At 47.5% G+C, this 18,390-nt stretch carries 18 protein-coding genes; 10 read left to right on the top strand and 8 right to left on the bottom strand.

The window, feature by feature from the left end; genetic code table 11:
• Positions 1–42: 42 nt before the first annotated feature.
• Complete coding sequence (locus E5355_RS07470; protein ID WP_136009855.1) at positions 43–1,938, bottom strand: AAA domain-containing protein; 1,896 nt, start codon at positions 1,936–1,938, stop codon at positions 43–45.
• 448 nt (positions 1,939–2,386) lie between these two features.
• Here E5355_RS07470 and E5355_RS07465 point away from each other — a divergent pair, with 448 nt between their 5' ends.
• From E5355_RS07465 to E5355_RS07450, 4 genes are all read left to right on the top strand, one after another.
• Positions 2,387–3,793 (top strand): hypothetical protein, encoded by a 1,407-nt coding sequence (locus tag E5355_RS07465; RefSeq protein ID WP_136009826.1) that lies wholly within the window; start codon positions 2,387–2,389, stop codon positions 3,791–3,793.
• A 123-nt stretch (positions 3,794–3,916) separates the two neighbouring features.
• Complete coding sequence (locus E5355_RS07460) at positions 3,917–4,531, top strand: DUF488 family protein (RefSeq protein WP_136009825.1); 615 nt, start codon at positions 3,917–3,919, stop codon at positions 4,529–4,531.
• Positions 4,524–5,006, top strand: a complete 483-nt coding sequence (locus E5355_RS07455) for a DUF488 domain-containing protein (protein ID WP_136009824.1) — start codon at positions 4,524–4,526, stop codon at positions 5,004–5,006. The genes E5355_RS07460 and E5355_RS07455 overlap by 8 nt, the downstream gene beginning before the upstream one ends.
• Before the next feature lie 3 nt (positions 5,007–5,009).
• Positions 5,010–5,663 (top strand): dual OB domain-containing protein, encoded by a 654-nt coding sequence (locus E5355_RS07450; protein WP_136009823.1) that lies wholly within the window; start codon positions 5,010–5,012, stop codon positions 5,661–5,663.
• A 59-nt stretch (positions 5,664–5,722) separates the two neighbouring features.
• Here E5355_RS07450 and E5355_RS07445 read toward each other — a convergent pair whose 3' ends face one another.
• The 3 genes from E5355_RS07445 to E5355_RS07435 all read right to left on the bottom strand — a co-directional run bounded on the left by E5355_RS07445 (position 5,723) and on the right by E5355_RS07435 (position 8,648).
• Positions 5,723–6,664 carry a plasmid recombination protein gene (locus tag E5355_RS07445; protein WP_136009822.1) on the bottom strand — a complete coding sequence of 314 codons (942 nt, stop codon included), beginning with the start codon at positions 6,662–6,664 and terminating at the stop codon, positions 5,723–5,725.
• Positions 6,655–7,071: a MobV family relaxase gene (gene mobV / locus E5355_RS07440; RefSeq protein ID WP_136009821.1), complete on the bottom strand. Its 417-nt coding sequence runs from the start codon at positions 7,069–7,071 to the stop codon at positions 6,655–6,657. The genes E5355_RS07445 and mobV overlap by 10 nt, the downstream gene beginning before the upstream one ends.
• 398 nt (positions 7,072–7,469) lie before the next feature.
• Positions 7,470–8,648, bottom strand: a complete 1,179-nt coding sequence (locus E5355_RS07435; protein WP_246866906.1) for a DUF3987 domain-containing protein — start codon at positions 8,646–8,648, stop codon at positions 7,470–7,472.
• Here E5355_RS07435 and E5355_RS19820 point away from each other — a divergent pair.
• Positions 8,529–8,786 carry a hypothetical protein gene (locus E5355_RS19820; protein ID WP_246866907.1) on the top strand — a complete coding sequence of 86 codons (258 nt, stop codon included), beginning with the start codon at positions 8,529–8,531 and terminating at the stop codon, positions 8,784–8,786. The genes E5355_RS07435 and E5355_RS19820 overlap by 120 nt on opposite strands.
• A 143-nt stretch (positions 8,787–8,929) precedes the next feature.
• Here the strand turns inward: E5355_RS19820 and E5355_RS07430 are convergent, their stop codons facing one another.
• Entirely contained in the window at positions 8,930–9,538 is a 609-nt protein-coding gene (locus tag E5355_RS07430) for a helix-turn-helix domain-containing protein (protein ID WP_246866905.1), read from the bottom strand.
• Positions 9,539–10,688: 1,150 nt separating this feature from the next.
• Between E5355_RS07430 and E5355_RS07425 the strand changes: the two genes are divergently transcribed.
• From E5355_RS07425 to E5355_RS07415, 3 genes are read left to right on the top strand one after another with little or no spacing between them, the layout of a single operon-like run.
• Positions 10,689–11,459: a DUF1295 domain-containing protein gene (locus tag E5355_RS07425; RefSeq protein WP_136009818.1), complete on the top strand. Its 771-nt coding sequence runs from the start codon at positions 10,689–10,691 to the stop codon at positions 11,457–11,459.
• A gap of 46 nt (positions 11,460–11,505) precedes the next feature.
• Positions 11,506–12,729: an NADH:flavin oxidoreductase gene (locus E5355_RS07420; protein WP_136009817.1), complete on the top strand. Its 1,224-nt coding sequence runs from the start codon at positions 11,506–11,508 to the stop codon at positions 12,727–12,729.
• A gap of 36 nt (positions 12,730–12,765) precedes the next feature.
• Positions 12,766–13,605, top strand: a complete 840-nt coding sequence (locus E5355_RS07415; RefSeq protein WP_136009816.1) for an SDR family oxidoreductase — start codon at positions 12,766–12,768, stop codon at positions 13,603–13,605.
• Positions 13,606–13,675: 70 nt separating this feature from the next.
• Here E5355_RS07415 and pfkA read toward each other — a convergent pair whose 3' ends face one another.
• From pfkA to cmk, 3 genes are all read right to left on the bottom strand, one after another.
• Complete coding sequence (gene pfkA, locus E5355_RS07410; protein WP_136009815.1) at positions 13,676–14,656, bottom strand: 6-phosphofructokinase; 981 nt, start codon at positions 14,654–14,656, stop codon at positions 13,676–13,678.
• Positions 14,657–14,794: 138 nt separating this feature from the next.
• Positions 14,795–15,661, bottom strand: a complete 867-nt coding sequence (locus E5355_RS07405) for a 4-hydroxy-3-methylbut-2-enyl diphosphate reductase (RefSeq protein WP_136009814.1) — start codon at positions 15,659–15,661, stop codon at positions 14,795–14,797.
• A gap of 7 nt (positions 15,662–15,668) precedes the next feature.
• On the bottom strand, positions 15,669–16,364 hold the full coding sequence (gene cmk, locus E5355_RS07400) for a (d)CMP kinase (RefSeq protein WP_136009813.1): 696 nt from the start codon (positions 16,362–16,364) through the stop codon (positions 15,669–15,671).
• 271 nt (positions 16,365–16,635) lie between these two features.
• On the opposite strand from cmk, the gene E5355_RS07395 reads away from it, so the two are divergent.
• Both E5355_RS07395 and E5355_RS07390 read left to right on the top strand, forming a co-directional pair.
• Positions 16,636–17,322 carry an energy transducer TonB gene (locus E5355_RS07395; protein WP_136009812.1) on the top strand — a complete coding sequence of 229 codons (687 nt, stop codon included), beginning with the start codon at positions 16,636–16,638 and terminating at the stop codon, positions 17,320–17,322.
• A gap of 81 nt (positions 17,323–17,403) precedes the next feature.
• On the top strand, positions 17,404–18,378 hold the full coding sequence (locus E5355_RS07390; RefSeq protein WP_136009811.1) for a polyprenyl synthetase family protein: 975 nt from the start codon (positions 17,404–17,406) through the stop codon (positions 18,376–18,378).
• Positions 18,379–18,390: the final 12 nt, after the last annotated feature.

The raw sequence follows: 18,390 nt of genomic DNA, 5'->3' as shown, positions 1-18,390 counted from the left end.
CCCCTCTTCGGTGTTGTTTCATACCGGAGGGGGATTTCTTTATCATTGATTTCCTGTGTTTTGAATAAACTCCAACAGTTTCCGGTAAAAACCGTGATGTTTCAGTGTCTCTACCTCTCCCAATATCACCAGTTTCATGCGTGCCCGGGTGATGGCTACGTTCATTCTCCTTAAATCATTCAGGAATCCTATCTGCCCTTCTTCGTTGGCGCGGACAAGGCTGACGAAGATAACATCGCGTTCTTGTCCCTGAAAGCCGTCCACCGTATTCACGGTGAGCAGGCTGTGATAAGGTTTGAGTGAACCGTCTGTCTTTATCTTGTTGCGAAGATATTGCACTTGTGCCTTGTAAGGGGAGATGATACCGAAGTCTATTTTTTCTTCCAGGATGCGGCTGCCACCGATACGGTTGATGTAGATTTTCAATTCTGACAGGAGCAGGTCTGCTTCTGCCTTATTGATGCGCCCGAAAGTCTCTCCCACGAATTCTTCTTTGAAATCCATTTCGGAGGTGTCAATCCAATGGATAGGCGTATCCCAGTCCAGGATGCCCCGGTAACGCACTTCGGGAGCGGCTTCCAATTCGCCATTGTAAAACCATTGGGAAGGAAATTTCATAATCTCCTCGTGCATGCGGTATTGCATTTTCAGCAAAGAGACAACGGCAGGCTTGTTGGACACCACTTTCTCCATCAATGTCCGTTCCAGACCTCCACGGGCGGCTTCGTAGCATTTTATGGTAGGCGGAAGTTGGCAGTGGTCACCCGCCAACACCACGCGGTCTACCTTTCGGATAGCTATCCAGCAGGCGGCCTCTAAGGCCTGGGCCGCTTCATCAATGAAAAGAGTACCGAAACGGCGTCCGCCTAGCAATCGGTGGTTGCTGCTTACCAGTGTGGAGGCAATGACATGTGCATTGTCAAAAAGTTCTGCGTTGATTTGTATTTCCAATGTGGTGGCGCGGTCGCGCAAGCGGCTCATACGACTGCGCACGCCTTCGCGTTCGTCATAACTGCCGCGGCGGGCACGGCTGCCCAGTTCACGTAGGTTTTTCCGGATGCTCCACAGTTCCGGATAAAGCGGATGATTCTCGAAACGACGCTCGTAGGTAAAGGAAAGCATCTTGTCGTTGACACGGGTCGGATTGCCGATACGCAGGACATTGACGCCGCGGTCTACCAGTTTTTCCGAAATCCAGTCGACGGCAGTATTGCTTTGGGCACATACCAGTACCTGCGGTTCACGGTGCAGGGTCTCGTAGATGGCTTCTACTAGGGTGGTAGTTTTTCCGGTTCCCGGAGGGCCGTGCACAATGGCCACGTCGCGGGCACACAGCACTTTGTTTACAGCTGTCTCCTGCGTGGAGTTCAGCCAGGGAAACCGTACGGGATAGAGCTCTCGGAAACCGGCTTTCGAGGTTCCCAGCAATATGTCCCGCAATTGGGCCAGGCGGCTGCCTTTGGAGCGTAACGTATCTTCCAAGGCTTCGAACATGGTCCGATAGGATGTTTCGTCGAAATAAAGTTGCACGCCGAGGTGGTCTGCTTCCTGCACTTCCATAACGGCACCGGCTCCGGGCATTATCGCTACCATCCGTGTCTCGTCGGCATAGCTTACGGTAGCGGTGAAGTTCATATAGGTTATTTTCTCATCGGCAGACTGGCGGAAAAAACATATGGGACGGCCGAACTCAAAATTATGTTCTATATCTGTATTTTCTGTGTGTGTAATTTCTATTACTAATTGATTCAGTGAATTATAGTAACTTCGTCCCGGAGTGGCAGGATACCAGCAAAGTCCCCGTCTCACTTTCCGGGCAATCCCCATGTTTTCGGTTTGGCGTTTGAATTCCTCTTTTTCGTATTCGTATTCCATGCGCAGCAAAAGTTGTTGCTGCTGGAGGTGAATAATAGGACTATTTGAATCTTGTTCCTTCATGGCTGCAAAGGTAGTCATTCTTCGCTTTCAATGGAAAAAATGCTTTGTTTAGTTAAACTATTCCGCCATCCGCAGGAAATCTTCACCCGATTGCCTGGCATGGTTCGTATTGTAGGTAAGGAACGGTAAGAATTAAAGTTGTATCTTTTAAATCGTTCCCTCACGGAGAAAAAATCGTTCCATCATGGTGGAACGATTTTTTCTCCGTGAGGGAACGATATTTACTCCATGAAGGAACGATTTGATTTTCCTATCTCTGCTGCTAAATCTTTGAAGGATTTAGAATTATGTACGGCTATAAATGAATTTGAATATGATTGTCAATGAAAATCAGCGTATTACAACTATTTTGAATGTTAATAAATCCATAGGAATTTAATTCAACGCACTTTTGGTTGTGCAAAAACGTTATACTTGCACAACGATATTTTGAAATGCACAACCACCTATGGAAAGAATAACTCTCTACCTCCGCACGACCAAGACGAGCGGTAAAATAAGACTTCGCTTCCGGCTTACGGAGGGCCGAGAAGTCCAGCTCTTTCACAAGAGCAGTATTGAGGCAGACCTCGCCGATCTGAAGAAGTTCGATATGGATGGCTCACTAAGACCTCGTGTCAGCCTCTATAACGAGGAATTGCGTCTCGCTATTACACGCGAGATTGATGCGATGCACGAAGCCTATAAGCAACTGAAAGAGGAATGTCCTGAATTCGACGCCACCGACTTTGAGGCGAGAATAGATATGCTTCTCAATCCGGAGAAATACAATATAGTCAATCCGGAGGAAATCGAAACACTGTTGGCACGTTTCGACCGCTACATTGACGGTCTGAAAACATACGGCACCGTCAGTGAGGGCAGAGCCAAGATTTATAAGATTGTATGGGATAAACTCTCACGTTACCTTATCATTTTCAAGAAATCGCATTATACACCGAACCAATTCACTCCGGAAGATATACTGGCATTCCGAGAGTTCGTTATCAACGAATATAAATATGTCGATAAGCATAAGGCGATATATGGAAGCCTGCAAAAGATCTCCATACCGACCAAGCAAGCGAGTATCAACACGGCATCGGCGAAACTCCGGGCATTGCAGGCTTTCTTCAATGAGCTGGAGGAAAATGACGAGATTCTAAAATCTCCGTTTAGGCGTCTCACCAAGAAACGAAGGAACGAGGCTTTGAGAGAACAATATGATGATCCTTTCTTCCTCCGCTATGAGGAAGTTCAACAGATAATGGCAACGGATGTGCCCGACAATTTGAAGGAAACCAAAGATGCCTTTCTTCTTCAGTGTGCTCTCGGTTGTCGTATCGGAGATTTTATGAAGTTGTCGATGTCGAATGTTGCAGTTTCTGATGACGGCATTCCCTACGTTCAATATCTCCCCAAGAAAACAATGAAGACGCAGAATGACCGCCGGGAAAAGAAAACGCCATTGATGCTGTTTGCGTTGGACATCGTCAAACGCTCCGGTTTCAAATTTGGCGTTCTCAAATATGCCTCTGGCAAAAGTGGATACAACGCCAAGATTAAGAAGCTCCTTGAGTATTGTAAGATTGACCGTCTGGTTAACCAGTATGATGAGGCGACAGTCACGATGAACCGTGTGCCACTGCATTCAGTAGGTAGTAGCAAGCTCTGCCGCAAGACCCACATAGACATCGCCAACAAAGCGCAGGTAAATATGTATGCCACCGGACTCCATGAGGTAGGCAGTAGTGCCGTTGAACACTATTCAATGCTTGAACTTCATGACCTCTTCATGCTACTCTGCGCCGCCTTCAATCAGCCCCGATACCGGGTTGATAAGCAACTTAACGCACTGCCTGAAGAGGTGAAATAAACGTTTTATGAAGCATACAAGAAGAAAATTCTCAAAATTAGTCCAATATATGCTCTATAACATACGTTAGAGTTTTGTGATATAGATAAATATCGCTAATTTTACAAATTAAAATTCGATACAATGCACGAAGTTTCGTCTCTATATTCGATAGGTCATGGTCAAAAGACTCAAGAAGAGTTCCTTTCAGAACTTAGGTCTTTTGACATCCATTTCCTTGTCGATGTTAGAACCAGTCCATACTCAAAATGGGTTCCTCAATTTAATCATGGAATCATTGACGGATGGTTGCAACAAGAAGGAATTAGATATATTTATATGGGTGATTACATCGGAGGTCGCCCATCAAATGACATATGTTATGATGAGGAAGGTTATTTTGACTATCATAAGATGGCAGAGGAGCCTTCATTTAAAACCGGATTGCATAGATTAGTGGATGCAAACTCTAAGAATTGTCGAGTGGCAATTATGTGTAGCGAATCTGATCCTTCGGAATGCCACCGTAGTAAACTTATAGGAAGGGAACTTTATTTTGGATACCACATCTCTATGAACCATATCGTAGCGGTTAACAAAGTAATTAGTCAAGAAGAAATCATGAAGACTCTGACGAAAGGATTATGGGAACCGGGCGGTAATCTATTTGGAGAATGTGAACCTCCATATTTTAGGTCTCGAAAATCATATAAAAATATAACCGAACCGACAGAAGAAACATTTAACCCTTATGATTAAGATTTTTACTATAGGAGTTTATAATTCTACTGAAGAGTCATATTTTAACAAACTCCGAGATAATAATATAGACCTCTTCTGCGATATTCGTCAACGTCGAGGTGTTCGCGGTTCTCAATATAAATATGTGAACAGCAATTACCTGCAAGCAAAGTTGCAAGGACTCGGTATTAATTACAAATATATCAAGGAGCTTGCCCCAACAAATGAGATTCGCCAAATGCAAAAAGATGCTGATAAAGCAAATGGTGAATCTAAAAAACAGAGAACTACTCTTGGCCCAGTGTTCAAATCTGAATATCTTAAGCATATATTAGAGCCGTTTGATATTGAAAAATTAGCAAATGAGCTTATAAGCAGCGAGGCCAAGAATATTGTCTTTTTCTGTGTAGAAGAAAAGGCGTCTGCATGTCATCGATCTTTAGTGGCTCAAAAGTTAGCCTCCATCCTAAATAGTGAAATCATAAACTTATAAGATATGGCAACAGTTCTTATCGTTTCCAAAACTAAAATGGTTAACGGCGTTTGTGTCGGTGGCATAAATGAACAAAACGGTGAGTTGATCCGCTTGCACAACGAGCGCGGCGGCAACTTAACCGCTGATGTTCCATATGAAATTGGCGATCGCTGGGAAATGACTGTTGAAACAGCATGGAACGTTAGAGAGGCCCCTCATGTGGAAGACAAGCAGACATCTCCAATAAAAAAATTGGGCAATGTAGGCATTTCCGGGATAGTGAATTATGTAAGGACGCATAATCTTGGCAATCGCCTTTATAAGGGACACTTGAATGGAACTTTCGATGGTTGCTTACAATCGAAGATATACGTTACAAGGGATAAAGTTCCTGGTTTCAGTACGCAGTTTTGGGTGTCGGACGAAAGTCTAACTCATGTGGTATCATTTGAGAAAGATTATTATATTTATAGAGGCCTTAAAATTAAATATGTAGGGTTCTTGCCTCCTGTTGCAAGTATCCCGGCTGGAACGATTGTTAGGCTCTCTTTAGCCAACTGGTTCGATGGGAAAGGCGCATGGTCTGACGAACGTTGCTATTTGCAAATATCTGGTTGGTATTTGCCTCAATCGAGCAATCAGAACAATCCTTCTCCAATTGATTTGCCCTTTTAATAGACACAAAATCAAAACGATTGCCACCGAGAGAAAGTATACTCCCGGTGGCGATTGTTCTAGCGGCCCAACGATGGTTCCCGTTTCGGTTCATTGAGCCTGATACCGAGTTTGGCAAGGAACTCTTTGGCTTTATTGCGGAACCATTGAAATACGCTCACGCCATCTATCTTCAGCATGAAACGATGCTTTTCCTTGGGATCTCGTTCAAGTTTTGCCTCGGAATGCTCGGTTGAATAACTTTGGCTATGCTCCGGCGAATATAGCTTTCCTCTGAACTGCACGGGCTGTTGCGCAACTATTTGTTGGGTGAAGCTGTCGGGGAACCCGATATGTTTGCAGTATCTCGCCCAATTAAGCAGGTCGGGGACATCCGGGAAGAATTTCTCAATGTCAGCCTTATATTCGGTATAATCGGAATCATAAGCGACTGACATTTTAGACGCTTCAAGAGCCGATACTTCCCTTGAGAGTTTTTCTTTCGATGTTTCAAGACCTTTGTATTCCTCAATCATTCCAACGACAGTCTCTTTCAGTGTCGAATTATACTCAACAAGCAATTTCTTATCCTTGGTAAGTTGGGCGTTTTCTTCGGTCAGTTGCTTATTTGCAGCTTTGGATTCGATGATTGTTTTTTCAATCCAGCGGTTGCCACGTTCAAGTTCAGCTTTACGTTTCTCCAAAGACCGGTTTTCGGTATCGAGCTGCTTTTTCTCGGCGGAGAGTCCGGCCACATCCTGCTCCAAATCTTTCTTCCTGATTTGACATTGGCGATAGTATTCGTGCTGGTCAACGTGGCGGGCCTCGGAGCCACGGATGCCTCGTTCCAGCCCGAAATGTTCCATCGCTTCGGCGTAGGTATCCTGAAACCGGGTAAGGTTGTCGCGGGTCATTATGTCGTTGGCGCTAAGCCGGGGGCCGTCCTTGGATTTGGTGCGGTAGCGTTTCTTGGCTTTCGCCTCGCTCGCTTTCTTCTTTCTCTCGGCGGTGACTATCGGCACGACCGTGACTGGAGATGCGGCGTCTGCTCGTCCATGTGGAGATGGGCGGCGACAACGTTGTCCTCGCCGAAAGTCTGTTTTGCCCAGCCGACACTCGCCTGTGCCCACTCGTCAAGACGACCTTCGTCAGCAAGGCGGCGCAACGCATCGCCGTCAGATGTCATCAGCACATTGAGGGCGAGCACCTGATTCTTGCCAATCTTGCGCGTCAGTCCGGCATTGTCGAGACGGTGCTGGATAGCCTCGCCCAGACCGTCAACGCCATCGGGATATTTGATGAAATCATCCCGGTTGAGATGGCGCAGTTCGGAGTGAGCGTTGTCGGGCTGCGTGGTTCGCTCGATGTGTCGGGCGATGGCATTGCACGAGCCGCTTGCCTTCATGATGTGGAGTACAGCGTAACTCATAGGCAAGGGGCGTTTGCTTGTGGAACAATCGGAGTGTACGGCTTCTCGTAAAGATGTATCGGGGTTTCCAAAGGGGGTGACCCCATTGGCTCAGTAGGGACATTTTTAGCGTGGTGGCAGACCATGCGGCTCGAAAAATTCCCTAATGAGCTAAGGAATTTCCGGATGGCGTAATTTCCGTGCCGCCACTGCACGGATGGTACTGCACTGCCATAGCAGTGGTGCACCGCTGTAACCACTGCACTTACTGCAATGGTTTCTTCGATGAAAAAAGGATGTTTCACGGGACTTCTGTTTGAGAATTTACCCCTTGGCATTTTCGTCATTTTGGCACAGTCGGGGTGCGTCGGCATCTCCGTAGGAAATGCCAAAGTGACAATAATGCCAAGGGGGAATGTTTATAATTTAGTGTAGTTTCCGTGGGCGGAATGGACGAACAGAACGCCTTTGCGGTCTTTGATGAACCGCTTGAAACTGCGCTCCGACATACCGCATTTTGCGGCGATCGCCACGCCCTCGGCTGTGGTGAACGTGCGGGGCAGTTCCGATAGTACGGCAAGCTGCAACTCCGTCAAAGCGTCTTCGCTTACGATGCCCTGCACCTTTGCGGCGGTCACGCGGAAATACTCCGTTAGGCGTATGGCGCGCTCCACGGTGTCGGCATCAATCAGTTTTTTCTCATCGCCACACGCCCGGTCTGCGAGTGCCAGCAAAAGAGAAAACCTGACTGCGTATATTTCGAGCTTGCTCGCAATGGAGGTAAGGGTGTCGCTTCCTTCGGCGTTGCATCGGTCGGTCACTTCGTTCTGCCATGAGAAAAGGCGGTCGAGGGCTTCCGGCGAGAAAGGCACATCCTCCGGGATTATCTCTCCGCAGGAATCGACGGCAGGGACAATGCCGATAAGTCTCGACAGGATTTCACTCCATGCTACGGCGATGTCGAATGACGGAGATTTCCTCTCGCGGTTCCATCTGACTTTCGACTGCACGGAGGGGAATACATAGAGTATCCGCTCCATGAAGCCGTTGGCGTTGCGGTTTCCGGCGGCAAGCTCGGTCAGCACCTTGGGCTGGATTGTGCCGATGACGCAGAGAAACGGATTGCGGATGAACACGCCGCTCTGACTGCTCTTTCGGTCGGACATGGCTGCCTTGTGGTTGAACACCGACATCCAGAATTCGGACTCCGAGCCGTTGTTGTAGCGGTTAAAGTTCTTGAACCAACCGGCAAGCTCATCGGAAACGAGCACGAGGCTACGGCGGTTTTCCGACAGGATGCGATGCACGGCCTCCGGGGTCACATCCTGCATGGTGAAGCGGACTCGCTTCGGCTCGACAGGATTTGTGTCGTAGCCTTTGGCTGCTCTATCTTTCGGAGGGAGTTCCATCGCCACCTCGTAACGTTTCATCGCCTCGCCGAATATCGCCGCCTGTTCAGCATCGAAGTCGATGAGCGGTTGCACGGCGAAACTCAGCGGGTGACTCTTGTTGGTGCCGGGGCTTCCGACAAGAGCTGTGAAAAGAATGGCATATTCTTTCCAGCCGGGCATTATCTCGGCGGTGTGGGTGTTGCCGATAACTGCGGCCATAGCCGTCAGCATTGCCCCTGCGAGATAGTCTTTCGGGAATCCGAGGCAGATATTTGCCTCGTTTATGATTTCCTGCAATCTCGGAGGCAGGACATCAACGGGCAATACGCTGATATTCTGCGTTGAGGATTGCTGTGCAATCACGCTGTCAGACCCTGTCGGCACCTCCGGCTCCGCTTGCCCTGTCGACTGATTGGTCAATTGGTCAGGCTGGCGGTCAATAAACGGCTCGTCCTCTTTGGTAGAATTGTCAAGTGATTGAGGCTTGCTCATTGTTTCGTGGCTTTGGCATTAATAATTGCGTTGACGTCTCGCTGGCTGTAACGGGTACTGCCGTTCACCTTGAATGAGCGCAGTTTGCCGGCACGTGCCATGTTGAATACGGTGGTCTCGCACACTCCGAGCTGCTCGGCGACTTCCTTCCTTGTGAGGGGCCGCTCCTTTTCGGCATCCATATACAACGGGAGGATGCGCTCACGTGTGGCTTCGATTGTGTCCACAACAAGCTGATGGAGGTCAGAAAGATGGACGGTGAGGAGAATATTGGGAGAGTCAGGGTCGGACATCGACGCCTGAAGAAGGTCAAAAAGGTTCAGTTTCATCTGGGGGGAATGAATTTGAAAGATTGTATCGCCTGACTGTCTGGCATCATCACACCTCCGGCGACGGATAAAGAGGCACGATGACGGTCCCGAAAAGGACATAGAAGTGGCCGTCGGCTTCTTTCTCGCTGGAGCCGACAGTCGTTGCTGCCGAACAGTCATGTCCGGCATGGGCGCAGTTGTCCCTGTCCGCTGACGCCTATGATATAGGCCGACAGCAGGGGCTATCCGCCCGACAGTGGGATATGCGCCGTGTGTGCTGCCCGCTATGGGCATAGCGCACACTTTCTTCGTTGGTTTTCGGTAGTTTATACCCGTTTCCCTATGCTATCCTTTCTAATTTCTGCATCAGATACTTTGAGTCCGGCTGTAATCAGTCCTTGAACCATCGCCGCCACTAAATCCAAAAAATCCGGCGTGTCTCGGTTGATAACAGTCATCCTACTGTGCATGCGACGCGCACAGAGAACAGGTATGTCATGTGTCTCAGTTGCCGCTTACTGAGGAATTTAAGCCCGTTGAGCATCGCTTCCTTAGGGCGATAGTTGAGGGCTGGCGGTTCCGGCCGCCACCTACGGCTACATTTTCATAGTGTTCCCGGATGCCTTTCATCCGGCCTGAGATGTAAGTTGTTCATGCAACTCTTTCGGGCGCAGCATCGTCAAAGAGCATCGTTCCAAGCCCGGTAAATAATGTTGAACGTGCTTTGACTGAGGTGCGTTGCCTCCAATCGTTACATAAAGATACAAAAATTTCTTCGTATCTCCAAATTCGCATAATCCGCATGTGTGGATTTCCTATCTCGTCGCTTCATTGGTGTATGTATAACTGGTGTGTTATCGGGGTGCAACGAGAATGGTATGCCAATAACGGCGGTCGGAATTACGGCGTAATGTCGGGTCATATCCCGCACGCCCGATGCCTTCGCATCTTTTCCGGCTGCAAAGTTAGGTACACTTTTAGGGCTATGCAATAGTATTTCGACCCCGAATCCGAGGTCAAATGTTAAAAATGCCCTTTGTGAGCTTAATGTGGCTTTAGGTTAAACACAACCGTCACGGCAGAGCCTCCGCTCAGCTATGGTCGTGAGAAATGTCACCACAACATCTACAACTGACTTCCGCCTCTCTTTGTTCACTGTTCCGTAAATGATATGGCGTTAAAAATTGTGAAATCAATTTTTGTCGTTGAATAGGGGTGAACGACGAGGAATTTTGAGGGGAATTTTCAGATTCTGTTGTGCAAATGTTGTGCAAATTAAGCAAAATAAAATTGCAGCTAACTGATAATCAGCTAACTGCAATTTCACTTTGTTGCCTTGGAAGGGAAAAACGTCGGTTTTTGCATGAAAAAACAATTTTATCCGGAGAAAACGATTTGTTTGTTATGAGTTTTCTTTATCTTTGCTTCATATAAATAAAGAACTATGAATCAGGAAACTTTTCAGATATTTCTGTGGGTAATGAGTGCTGTGGCATCGGTTGTTTTTATTGCACTCTATTTTGTCGAAGCGGGCTATGGCATGTTTCGTACCGCTTCGTGGGGAATCTCCATCAATAATAAACTGGCGTGGGCGCTTATGGAAGCGCCGGTATTCGTCGTCATGTTTGGACTGTGGGGAAAGAGTGGAGCAGGATTTGCCATGCCGGCATATTTCTTCTTCCTGCTGTTTCAGTTGCACTATCTTCAGCGGGCCTTTATTTTCCCGTTCTTGATGAAAGGTAAAAGCCGGATGCCGGTAGCGATTATGGCGATGGGAATCGTCTTCAACCTTTTGAACGGGATGATGCAGGCGGGCGGTTTGTTCTATTTCGCTCCCGAAGGCTTGTATGCCGACGGCTGGGCCTATTTGCTGAAACCTCATGCCTTGTTGGGAATCGTTCTGTTTTTTGCAGGTATGGTTATTAATTTGCATTCCGACTATGTGATACGTCATCTGCGTAAGCCGGGTGATACGAAGCACTATCTTCCCGAAAAAGGACTCTACCGATATGTCACTTCTGCCAATTACTTCGGTGAACTGGTAGAATGGACGGGGTTTGCCATACTCACAGCCTCTTCCGCTGCCTGGGTGTTCGTCTGGTGGACGTTTGCCAACCTTGTTCCCCGTGCCGATGCCATTCACCGCCGTTATCGGGAAGAGTTTGGTGACGAGGCGGTAGGAAAACGCAAACGCATCATCCCCTTCCTCTATTAATGGAAAAAATGAACAATTTATAACTCATAACTCATAACTCATAACGATGGAATCCAAGTTATTCACTCCCGTCACTTTCGGACCGTTGACTTTGCGTAACCGTACTATCCGTTCGGCTGCTTTCGAGAGCATGTGTCCCGGAAACGCTCCGTCGGACATGTTGCTCGACTATCATCGGTCAGTAGCGGCGGGTGGTGTAGGTATGACTACTGTGGCCTATGCGGCAGTTACCCGGAGCGGCTTGTCTTTTGACCGCCAGTTGTGGATGCGTCCTGAGATTATCCCCGGACTCCGTAGGCTGACTGATGCCATACATGCGGAGGGAGCTGCGGCAGGCATCCAGTTGGGACACTGTGGCAACATGTCCCATAAAAGCATTTGCGGTTGTATGCCCGTCGGCGCATCTTCCGGTTTCAATCTTTATTCTCCTACTTTTGTGCGCGGACTTCGTGCCGATGAGCTGCCGGAGATGGCGCGTGCTTATGGACGTTCGGTGAATCTGGCACGGGAGGCCGGATTTGATTCTGTAGAGATTCATGCAGGGCATGGCTATCTCATCAGCCAGTTCTTGTCCCCGTCCACCAACCATCGGAAAGACGAGTTCGGAGGCTCGTTGCAGAACCGTATGCGGTTTATGGACATGGTGATGGAAGAAGTGATGAAGGCTGCCGGCGGTGATATGGCTGTGCTGGTGAAGATGAACATGCGCGACGGTTTCCGTGGAGGGATGGAGCTGGACGAGACGATGCAGGTGGCCCGAAGGCTGGAGCAGTCGGGAGCGCATGCGCTGGTCTTGAGCGGTGGGTTCGTCAGTAGGGCGCCGATGTATGTCATGCGGGGCGAAATGCCTATCCGCAGCATGACGCATTACATGACCTGCTGGTGGTTGAAATACGGTGTACGCATGGTAGGAAAATGGATGATACCGAGCGTACCGTTTAAGGAAGCCTATTTTCTGGAGGATGCCTTGAAATTCCGTGCCGCCTTGAAGATGCCGTTGGTTTATGTGGGCGGCCTGGTTTCCAGAAACAAGATAGATGAGGTGCTGGATGATGGCTTCGAGGCTGTACAAATGGCGCGTGCTCTGCTCAATGAGCCGGGCTTCGTCAACCGCATGCGTGCCGAAGAGAATGCACGTTGCAACTGCCGGCATAGTAATTATTGCATTGCCCGGATGTATTCCGTCGAGATGGCATGTCATCAGCATTTGAAGGAGGAGCTTCCGCCCTGCCTGAAAAGGGAGATAGAGAGAATCGAAGCCAAAGGCTGATTTTCAGTTATTAATTTTCAATTTTTAATTATTAGAATGAATTTAGCTGTTATAACCGGAGCAGACGGTGGCATGGGCATGGAAATCACCCGCGCAGTGGCAACTGCCGGCTATCAGGTCATCATGGCATGCCGTGACCCCCAGACTGCCGAACCCAAGCGGCAACTGCTGATGCGTGAAACCGGTAATCCGCGTATTGAGACTGCTTCCGTTGATTTGGCATCTCTGGCTTCAGTGGCTGCATTTGCAGAGCATCTGTTGAAGCGGGGGGAGCCGTTGGCGTTGCTGATGAATAATGCCGGAACCATGGAAACGGAACGCCGCATTACCGAAGACGGACTGGAACGGACGGTGAGTGTCAATTATGTAGGGCCTTATCTGCTTACCCGCAAGCTGCTGCCATTGATGGGCGAGGGGAGCCGTATTGTTAATATGGTATCTTGTACGTATGCCATCGGTCGTCTTGACTTTCCGGATTTTTTCCTCCGGGGGAGAAAGGGTGACTTTTGGCGCATTCCTATATATAGCAACACGAAGCTGGCATTGACTTTGTTCACCATCGACTTGGCCAGTCGCGTCAAGCACAAAGGTATTGTTGTGAATGCGGCTGACCCGGGGATTGTGTCTACCAATATCATCACCATGCATATGTGGTTTGATTCGCTGACGGATATACTTTTCAGACCTTTTATCCGTACTCCCCGCAAGGGAGCTGCAACGGCTGTCGGCTTATTGCTGGACGAGGATGCCGGTAGGCGTACGGGTACATTGAATGCCAGTTGCCGTCCCAAGTCTCTTTCGGAGAAGTACACCCGGCATGTGCAGATGGAAGAACTGTGGAAGAGAACGGAAAATATAGTGAAGAAATGGTTGTAAAAAACAGAGAAGGCGCATATGTCGGAATATGGCGCCTTCTCTATTTATGGAGTAGCTGAACTGGCTGTCATCAGATAGACAGTTCTCTCAATACGTTTACAAGGTCTTTTTTTATGGGTTTGTCGTTTTTGATGGCTTTCGTGAAAGGAACGTATACCACTTCGTCGTGGTCAATGCCTATCATGACATTACGCTGACCTTCCATGATGGCGTCGATGGCGGCAGCACCCAGACGGCTGGCAAGGATACGGTCGTGCGCCGTAGGGCTGCCACCGCGTTGCAGGTGACCGAGGATGGTTACGCGTACGTCGTATTGGGGATATTCGTTCTTTACACGCTCTGCATAGTGCATGGCACCGCCGGTCAGTTCACTCTCGGCTACCAGTACGATACTGCTGTTCTTGGATTTCCGGAAACCGTTCTTGATGAATTCTTCCAGTTGGTCTACTTCCGTACTGAATTCCGGAATGATGGCTGCTTCCGCTCCGGAGGCGATGGCGCCGTTCAGAGCGAGGAAGCCGGCATCGCGTCCCATGACTTCTACGAAAAACAAGCGCTCATGGGAAGTGGCTGTATCACGGATTTTGTCCACGGCATCCAGTATAGTGTTCAGCGCGGTGTCGTAGCCGATAGTGGTATCTGTTCCATAAAGGTCGTTGTCAATGGTGCCCGGCAACCCGATACAAGGCACGTCAAACTCTTGTGCAAAAACACGTGCACCTGTCAACGAACCGTCTCCTCCGATGACTACCAATGCGTCAATGCCTTCTTTCTTCATATTGTCGTAGGCAATCTGACGACCTTCAGGAGTCGTGAACTCTTTGCAGCGAGCTGTCTTCAGGATAGTACCGCCCAATTGGATGATGTTACTGACATTTTGGCTTTTGAATTCTTTGATTTCACCGGTTACCAAACCTTTGTAACCTCTATATATACCTTTAACTGAAAGTCCGTTGTAAATAGCCGAACGCGTCACGGCACGTATGGCTGCGTTCATTCCCGGAGCATCACCTCCTGATGTCAAGATACCAATGCACTTAACTGTTCCCATAACAATCTTTTTGTTTAGTATTAATAATCATGATGAAAAATAGATTTGAACTATTTTTCTTTTTGCAAAGATACGAAAAAGCTGAGGCTGTGACTAATAAATTACGTTAATTTGCTGTTCCAAAAGGATGATAAACTGTTATTTAAGTTTTGACTTTATGGCTTTTGAAATTTCTTCCATCAGCCATTTGGGGGTGGAAGTGGCTCCGCAGACACCTATAGAGTTTGCATTTGCCAGCAAAGAGCTGTCTATCTCTTCGGCGCTGTCTATCAAGTGTGAGTTGGCGTTGACTTTTTTGCACTCGCTGAACAACATCTTGCCGTTGGAACTTTTTTTACCGCTGACAAAGAATATTAAATCATGGGAAGCGGCAAATTTTCGGATATTGGGAATCCGGTTTGCTACTTGTCGGCAGATAGTGTCGTATGATTCAAAAGTAACTTCCGGAGAGATATGCCTTTCTATGTATTTCACAATGTTTTGAAACCCGTCCAGAGACTTTGTGGTCTGGGAATAAAGACGAATGTCTTTGCTGAAATCCAGTTTCCTTGCCTCTTCCTGCTTTTCGACGACGATGGCTTTTCCCGTAGTTTGCCCTACCAGTCCCAGTACTTCGGCGTGTCCGTTTTTGCCATAGATGACAATTTGTTTGTCTCGGCTGTCTTCTCGAACATACTCTTGCTTTATCTTCTTTTGCAAGCGGAGTACGACCGGACAGGTTGCGTCAATGATTTCTATATTGTTACGACGGGCAATGTCGTAGGTTTCCGGGGGCTCTCCATGGGCACGTAGCAATACCTTGGCGTTATGGAGTTGGTTGAATTCCTCATGGTTGATGGTAATCAGCCCCATTGCCTTCAGGCGTTCCACTTCACGGCTGTTGTGCACGATGTCTCCCAGACAATAGAGGGTTCCTCCTTTCGCCAGTTCCTCTTCTGCCTTGTTTATTGCGGTGACAACTCCGAAACAAAAGCCGGATTCTTCGTCTATTTCTACTTTTGCCATGTCCGGTTCAGTTCTTTTCCTTTATAACCCGTTCGAATTGTTCGGCCAGCCATTCTTTTTGTTGGGAAATGGTTAGGTCGCTGTTGTCCAGCAATAAAGCGTCAGAAGCCTTACGTAGCGGACTTACTTCCCGGTTTTGGTCAATATAGTCCCGTTGTTTCACATTTTCCAGAATTTCGTCAAAGCTGGCTTCTTCTCCTTTGGCCTTCAGTTCGTCATAGCGGCGTTGTGCCCGTATCTCGGGGGTGGCGGTTACAAAAATTTTCAGCTCGGCATCCGGGAAAACGGTAGTGCCGATGTCTCGCCCGTCCATAACGATACCCTTGGCCTTGCCCATCTCTTGTTGCTGTGTCACCATGGCTTCGCGTACGAAATCCAATGTCGCGATGGGACTGACACATGAAGACACTTCCATGGTACGGATTTTGTTTTCTACATTTACGCCGTTCAGGTAGGTGTCCGGGCGTCCGGTTTCGGGATTCAGGCGGAAAGAAATATGTATATCCTTTATTAGATTTTTCAGTTTTTCGGTATCTATGCGGTCATTCTGGAAAATGCCATTCTCTATACTATATAATGTTACTGCCCGATACATGGCACCGCTGTCTATGTATATGTAGCCGATTTCGCGGGCGAGGTCTTTGGCCATAGTGCTTTTTCCGCAAGAGGAAAAGCCGTCGATTGCTATTGTTATCTTTTTCATGACTTTTATACTATAGTTTTATATAGGTATGACACTTGAAAAACAGAAAATTTCAATATTTCATCTAAAATTCTTGCCAAAGATACGGTATTTTTAAAATATCTCGTTACATTTGTGGCACAAAAGCGCATGAAGGCTTTTGAAGGATTAAAAAAAATGAAAATGAAGCGTCTGTTGTGTAAAAAAAAGCAGCAGAGCATGTACATTATTGGGAAAAGTACTATATTTGCCCCAAACCCAAATGAGAAACACTAAAATTATATTATAAATTATGGAAATTAAGAAATCACCTAAGGCAGACTTGGAGAGTAAGAAGTCGACTTGGCTGCTTGTCGGTTATGTAATCGTGCTCGCTTTCATGTTTGTTGCGTTCGAGTGGACAAAGCGTGACATCAAGATTGACACGAGTCAGGCTATTGCCGACTTAGTATTTGAAGAGGAAATCATTCCTATTACCGAACAGCCGGAGCAGGTCACTCCTCCGCCTCCCGAAGCTCCTGCAATTGCAGAAACGTTGACTATCGTTGAGGACGATGCCGACGTGGAAGAAACCGCCATCGTATCTTCTGAAGAATTGAATCAGGCTGTGGAAATCAAATATGTTCCCGTAGCAGTGGAAGAAGAAGAGCCGGAAGAACAGACTATTTTCGAGGTGGTAGAACAGATGCCTGAATTCCCGAATGGTGGTCTGGCTGGTTTGATGCAGTATCTGAGCAAGAATATTAAATATCCTACTATTGCACAGGAAAACGGAACTCAAGGCCGTGTAACTGTACAGTTCGTGGTTAATAAGGACGGTAGTATCGTAGATGCTAAAGTTCTGAGAGGTGTTGACCCGTATTTGGACAAAGAAGCTGTCCGCGTGATTATGGGTATGCCGAAGTGGAAACCCGGTATGCAGCGTGGTAAACCCGTTCGCGTTAAGTATACCGTGCCTGTAATGTTTAGATTGCAGTAATAAAATATCTATAAGTGGAGAGAGGCTGCCGGAATGCAGCCTCTTTTCATTATCCGCTATTTCTTAAATTCTGAAAATGCCATGTTTACAGCCTCCGAGCTTTTAGAAAGAATAAATTCTCATATTGCAGAATTGCAGTTTGTCCGTACTCCTCAAGGTTTATATGCTCCCGTGACCTATGTGTTGTCCATGGGTGGCAAAAGAATCCGTCCGGTTTTGATGTTGATGGCCTACAATTTGTATCGGGAGGATATTACTCGTATTTTAAATCCTGCAACGGGGATTGAAGTGTATCATAATTATACTCTTTTGCATGACGACTTGATGGATCGTGCAGACCGTCGCCGTGGTAAGGAGACAGTGCATAAGGTTTGGAATGACAATGCCGCCATCCTTTCGGGGGATGCAATGCTTGTATTGGCTTATCAGTTTATGGCTCAATGTCCGGTTGAACACTTGAAAGAGGTGATGGATATCTTTAGCCTGACTGCACTGGAAATCTGTGAAGGACAGCAGCTGGATATGGAGTTTGAACATCGGAATGATGTGAAGACAGAGGAATATTTGGAAATGATTCGTCTGAAAACTTCGGTATTGTTGGCTGCAAGTCTGAAGATTGGAGCTCTTTTGGGAGGGGCTTCTTCTGAAGATGCGGAGCGGTTGTATGATTTCGGTATGAATTTGGGTGTCGCTTTTCAGTTGAAAGATGATTTCTTGGATGTTTATGGCGATGCTGCCGTCTTTGGAAAGAATATAGGAGGTGATATTTTGTGCGATAAAAAGACCTATATGCTGATAAAGGCTTTTGAGCATGCAGATGCGGGGCAGTTGGATTGCTTGAATGCTTGGGTGGGTGTTGTTTCATTCAATCCGGAGGAGAAGATTGCTGCGGTAACGGAACTGTATGACCGGATTGGTGTCAAGGAACTATGTGAAAAGAAAATGGAAGAGTACAGTGAACGCGCAATGGAAAGTCTGTTGGCTGTGAAGGTGGCGGATGAAAAGAAGGAAGAATTGAAGAACCTGATAGCTAACCTGATGCATCGGGAAGTATAACTTTTAATTCGG

The sequence above is a fragment of the Bacteroides muris (ex Afrizal et al. 2022) genome (assembly GCF_004793475.1).
Taxonomy (GTDB): Bacteria; Bacteroidota; Bacteroidia; order Bacteroidales; family Bacteroidaceae; genus Bacteroides; species Bacteroides muris.
The sequence above is the reverse complement of the archived record's forward strand: the minus strand, read 5'-3'. Positions and strand labels throughout refer to the sequence as shown.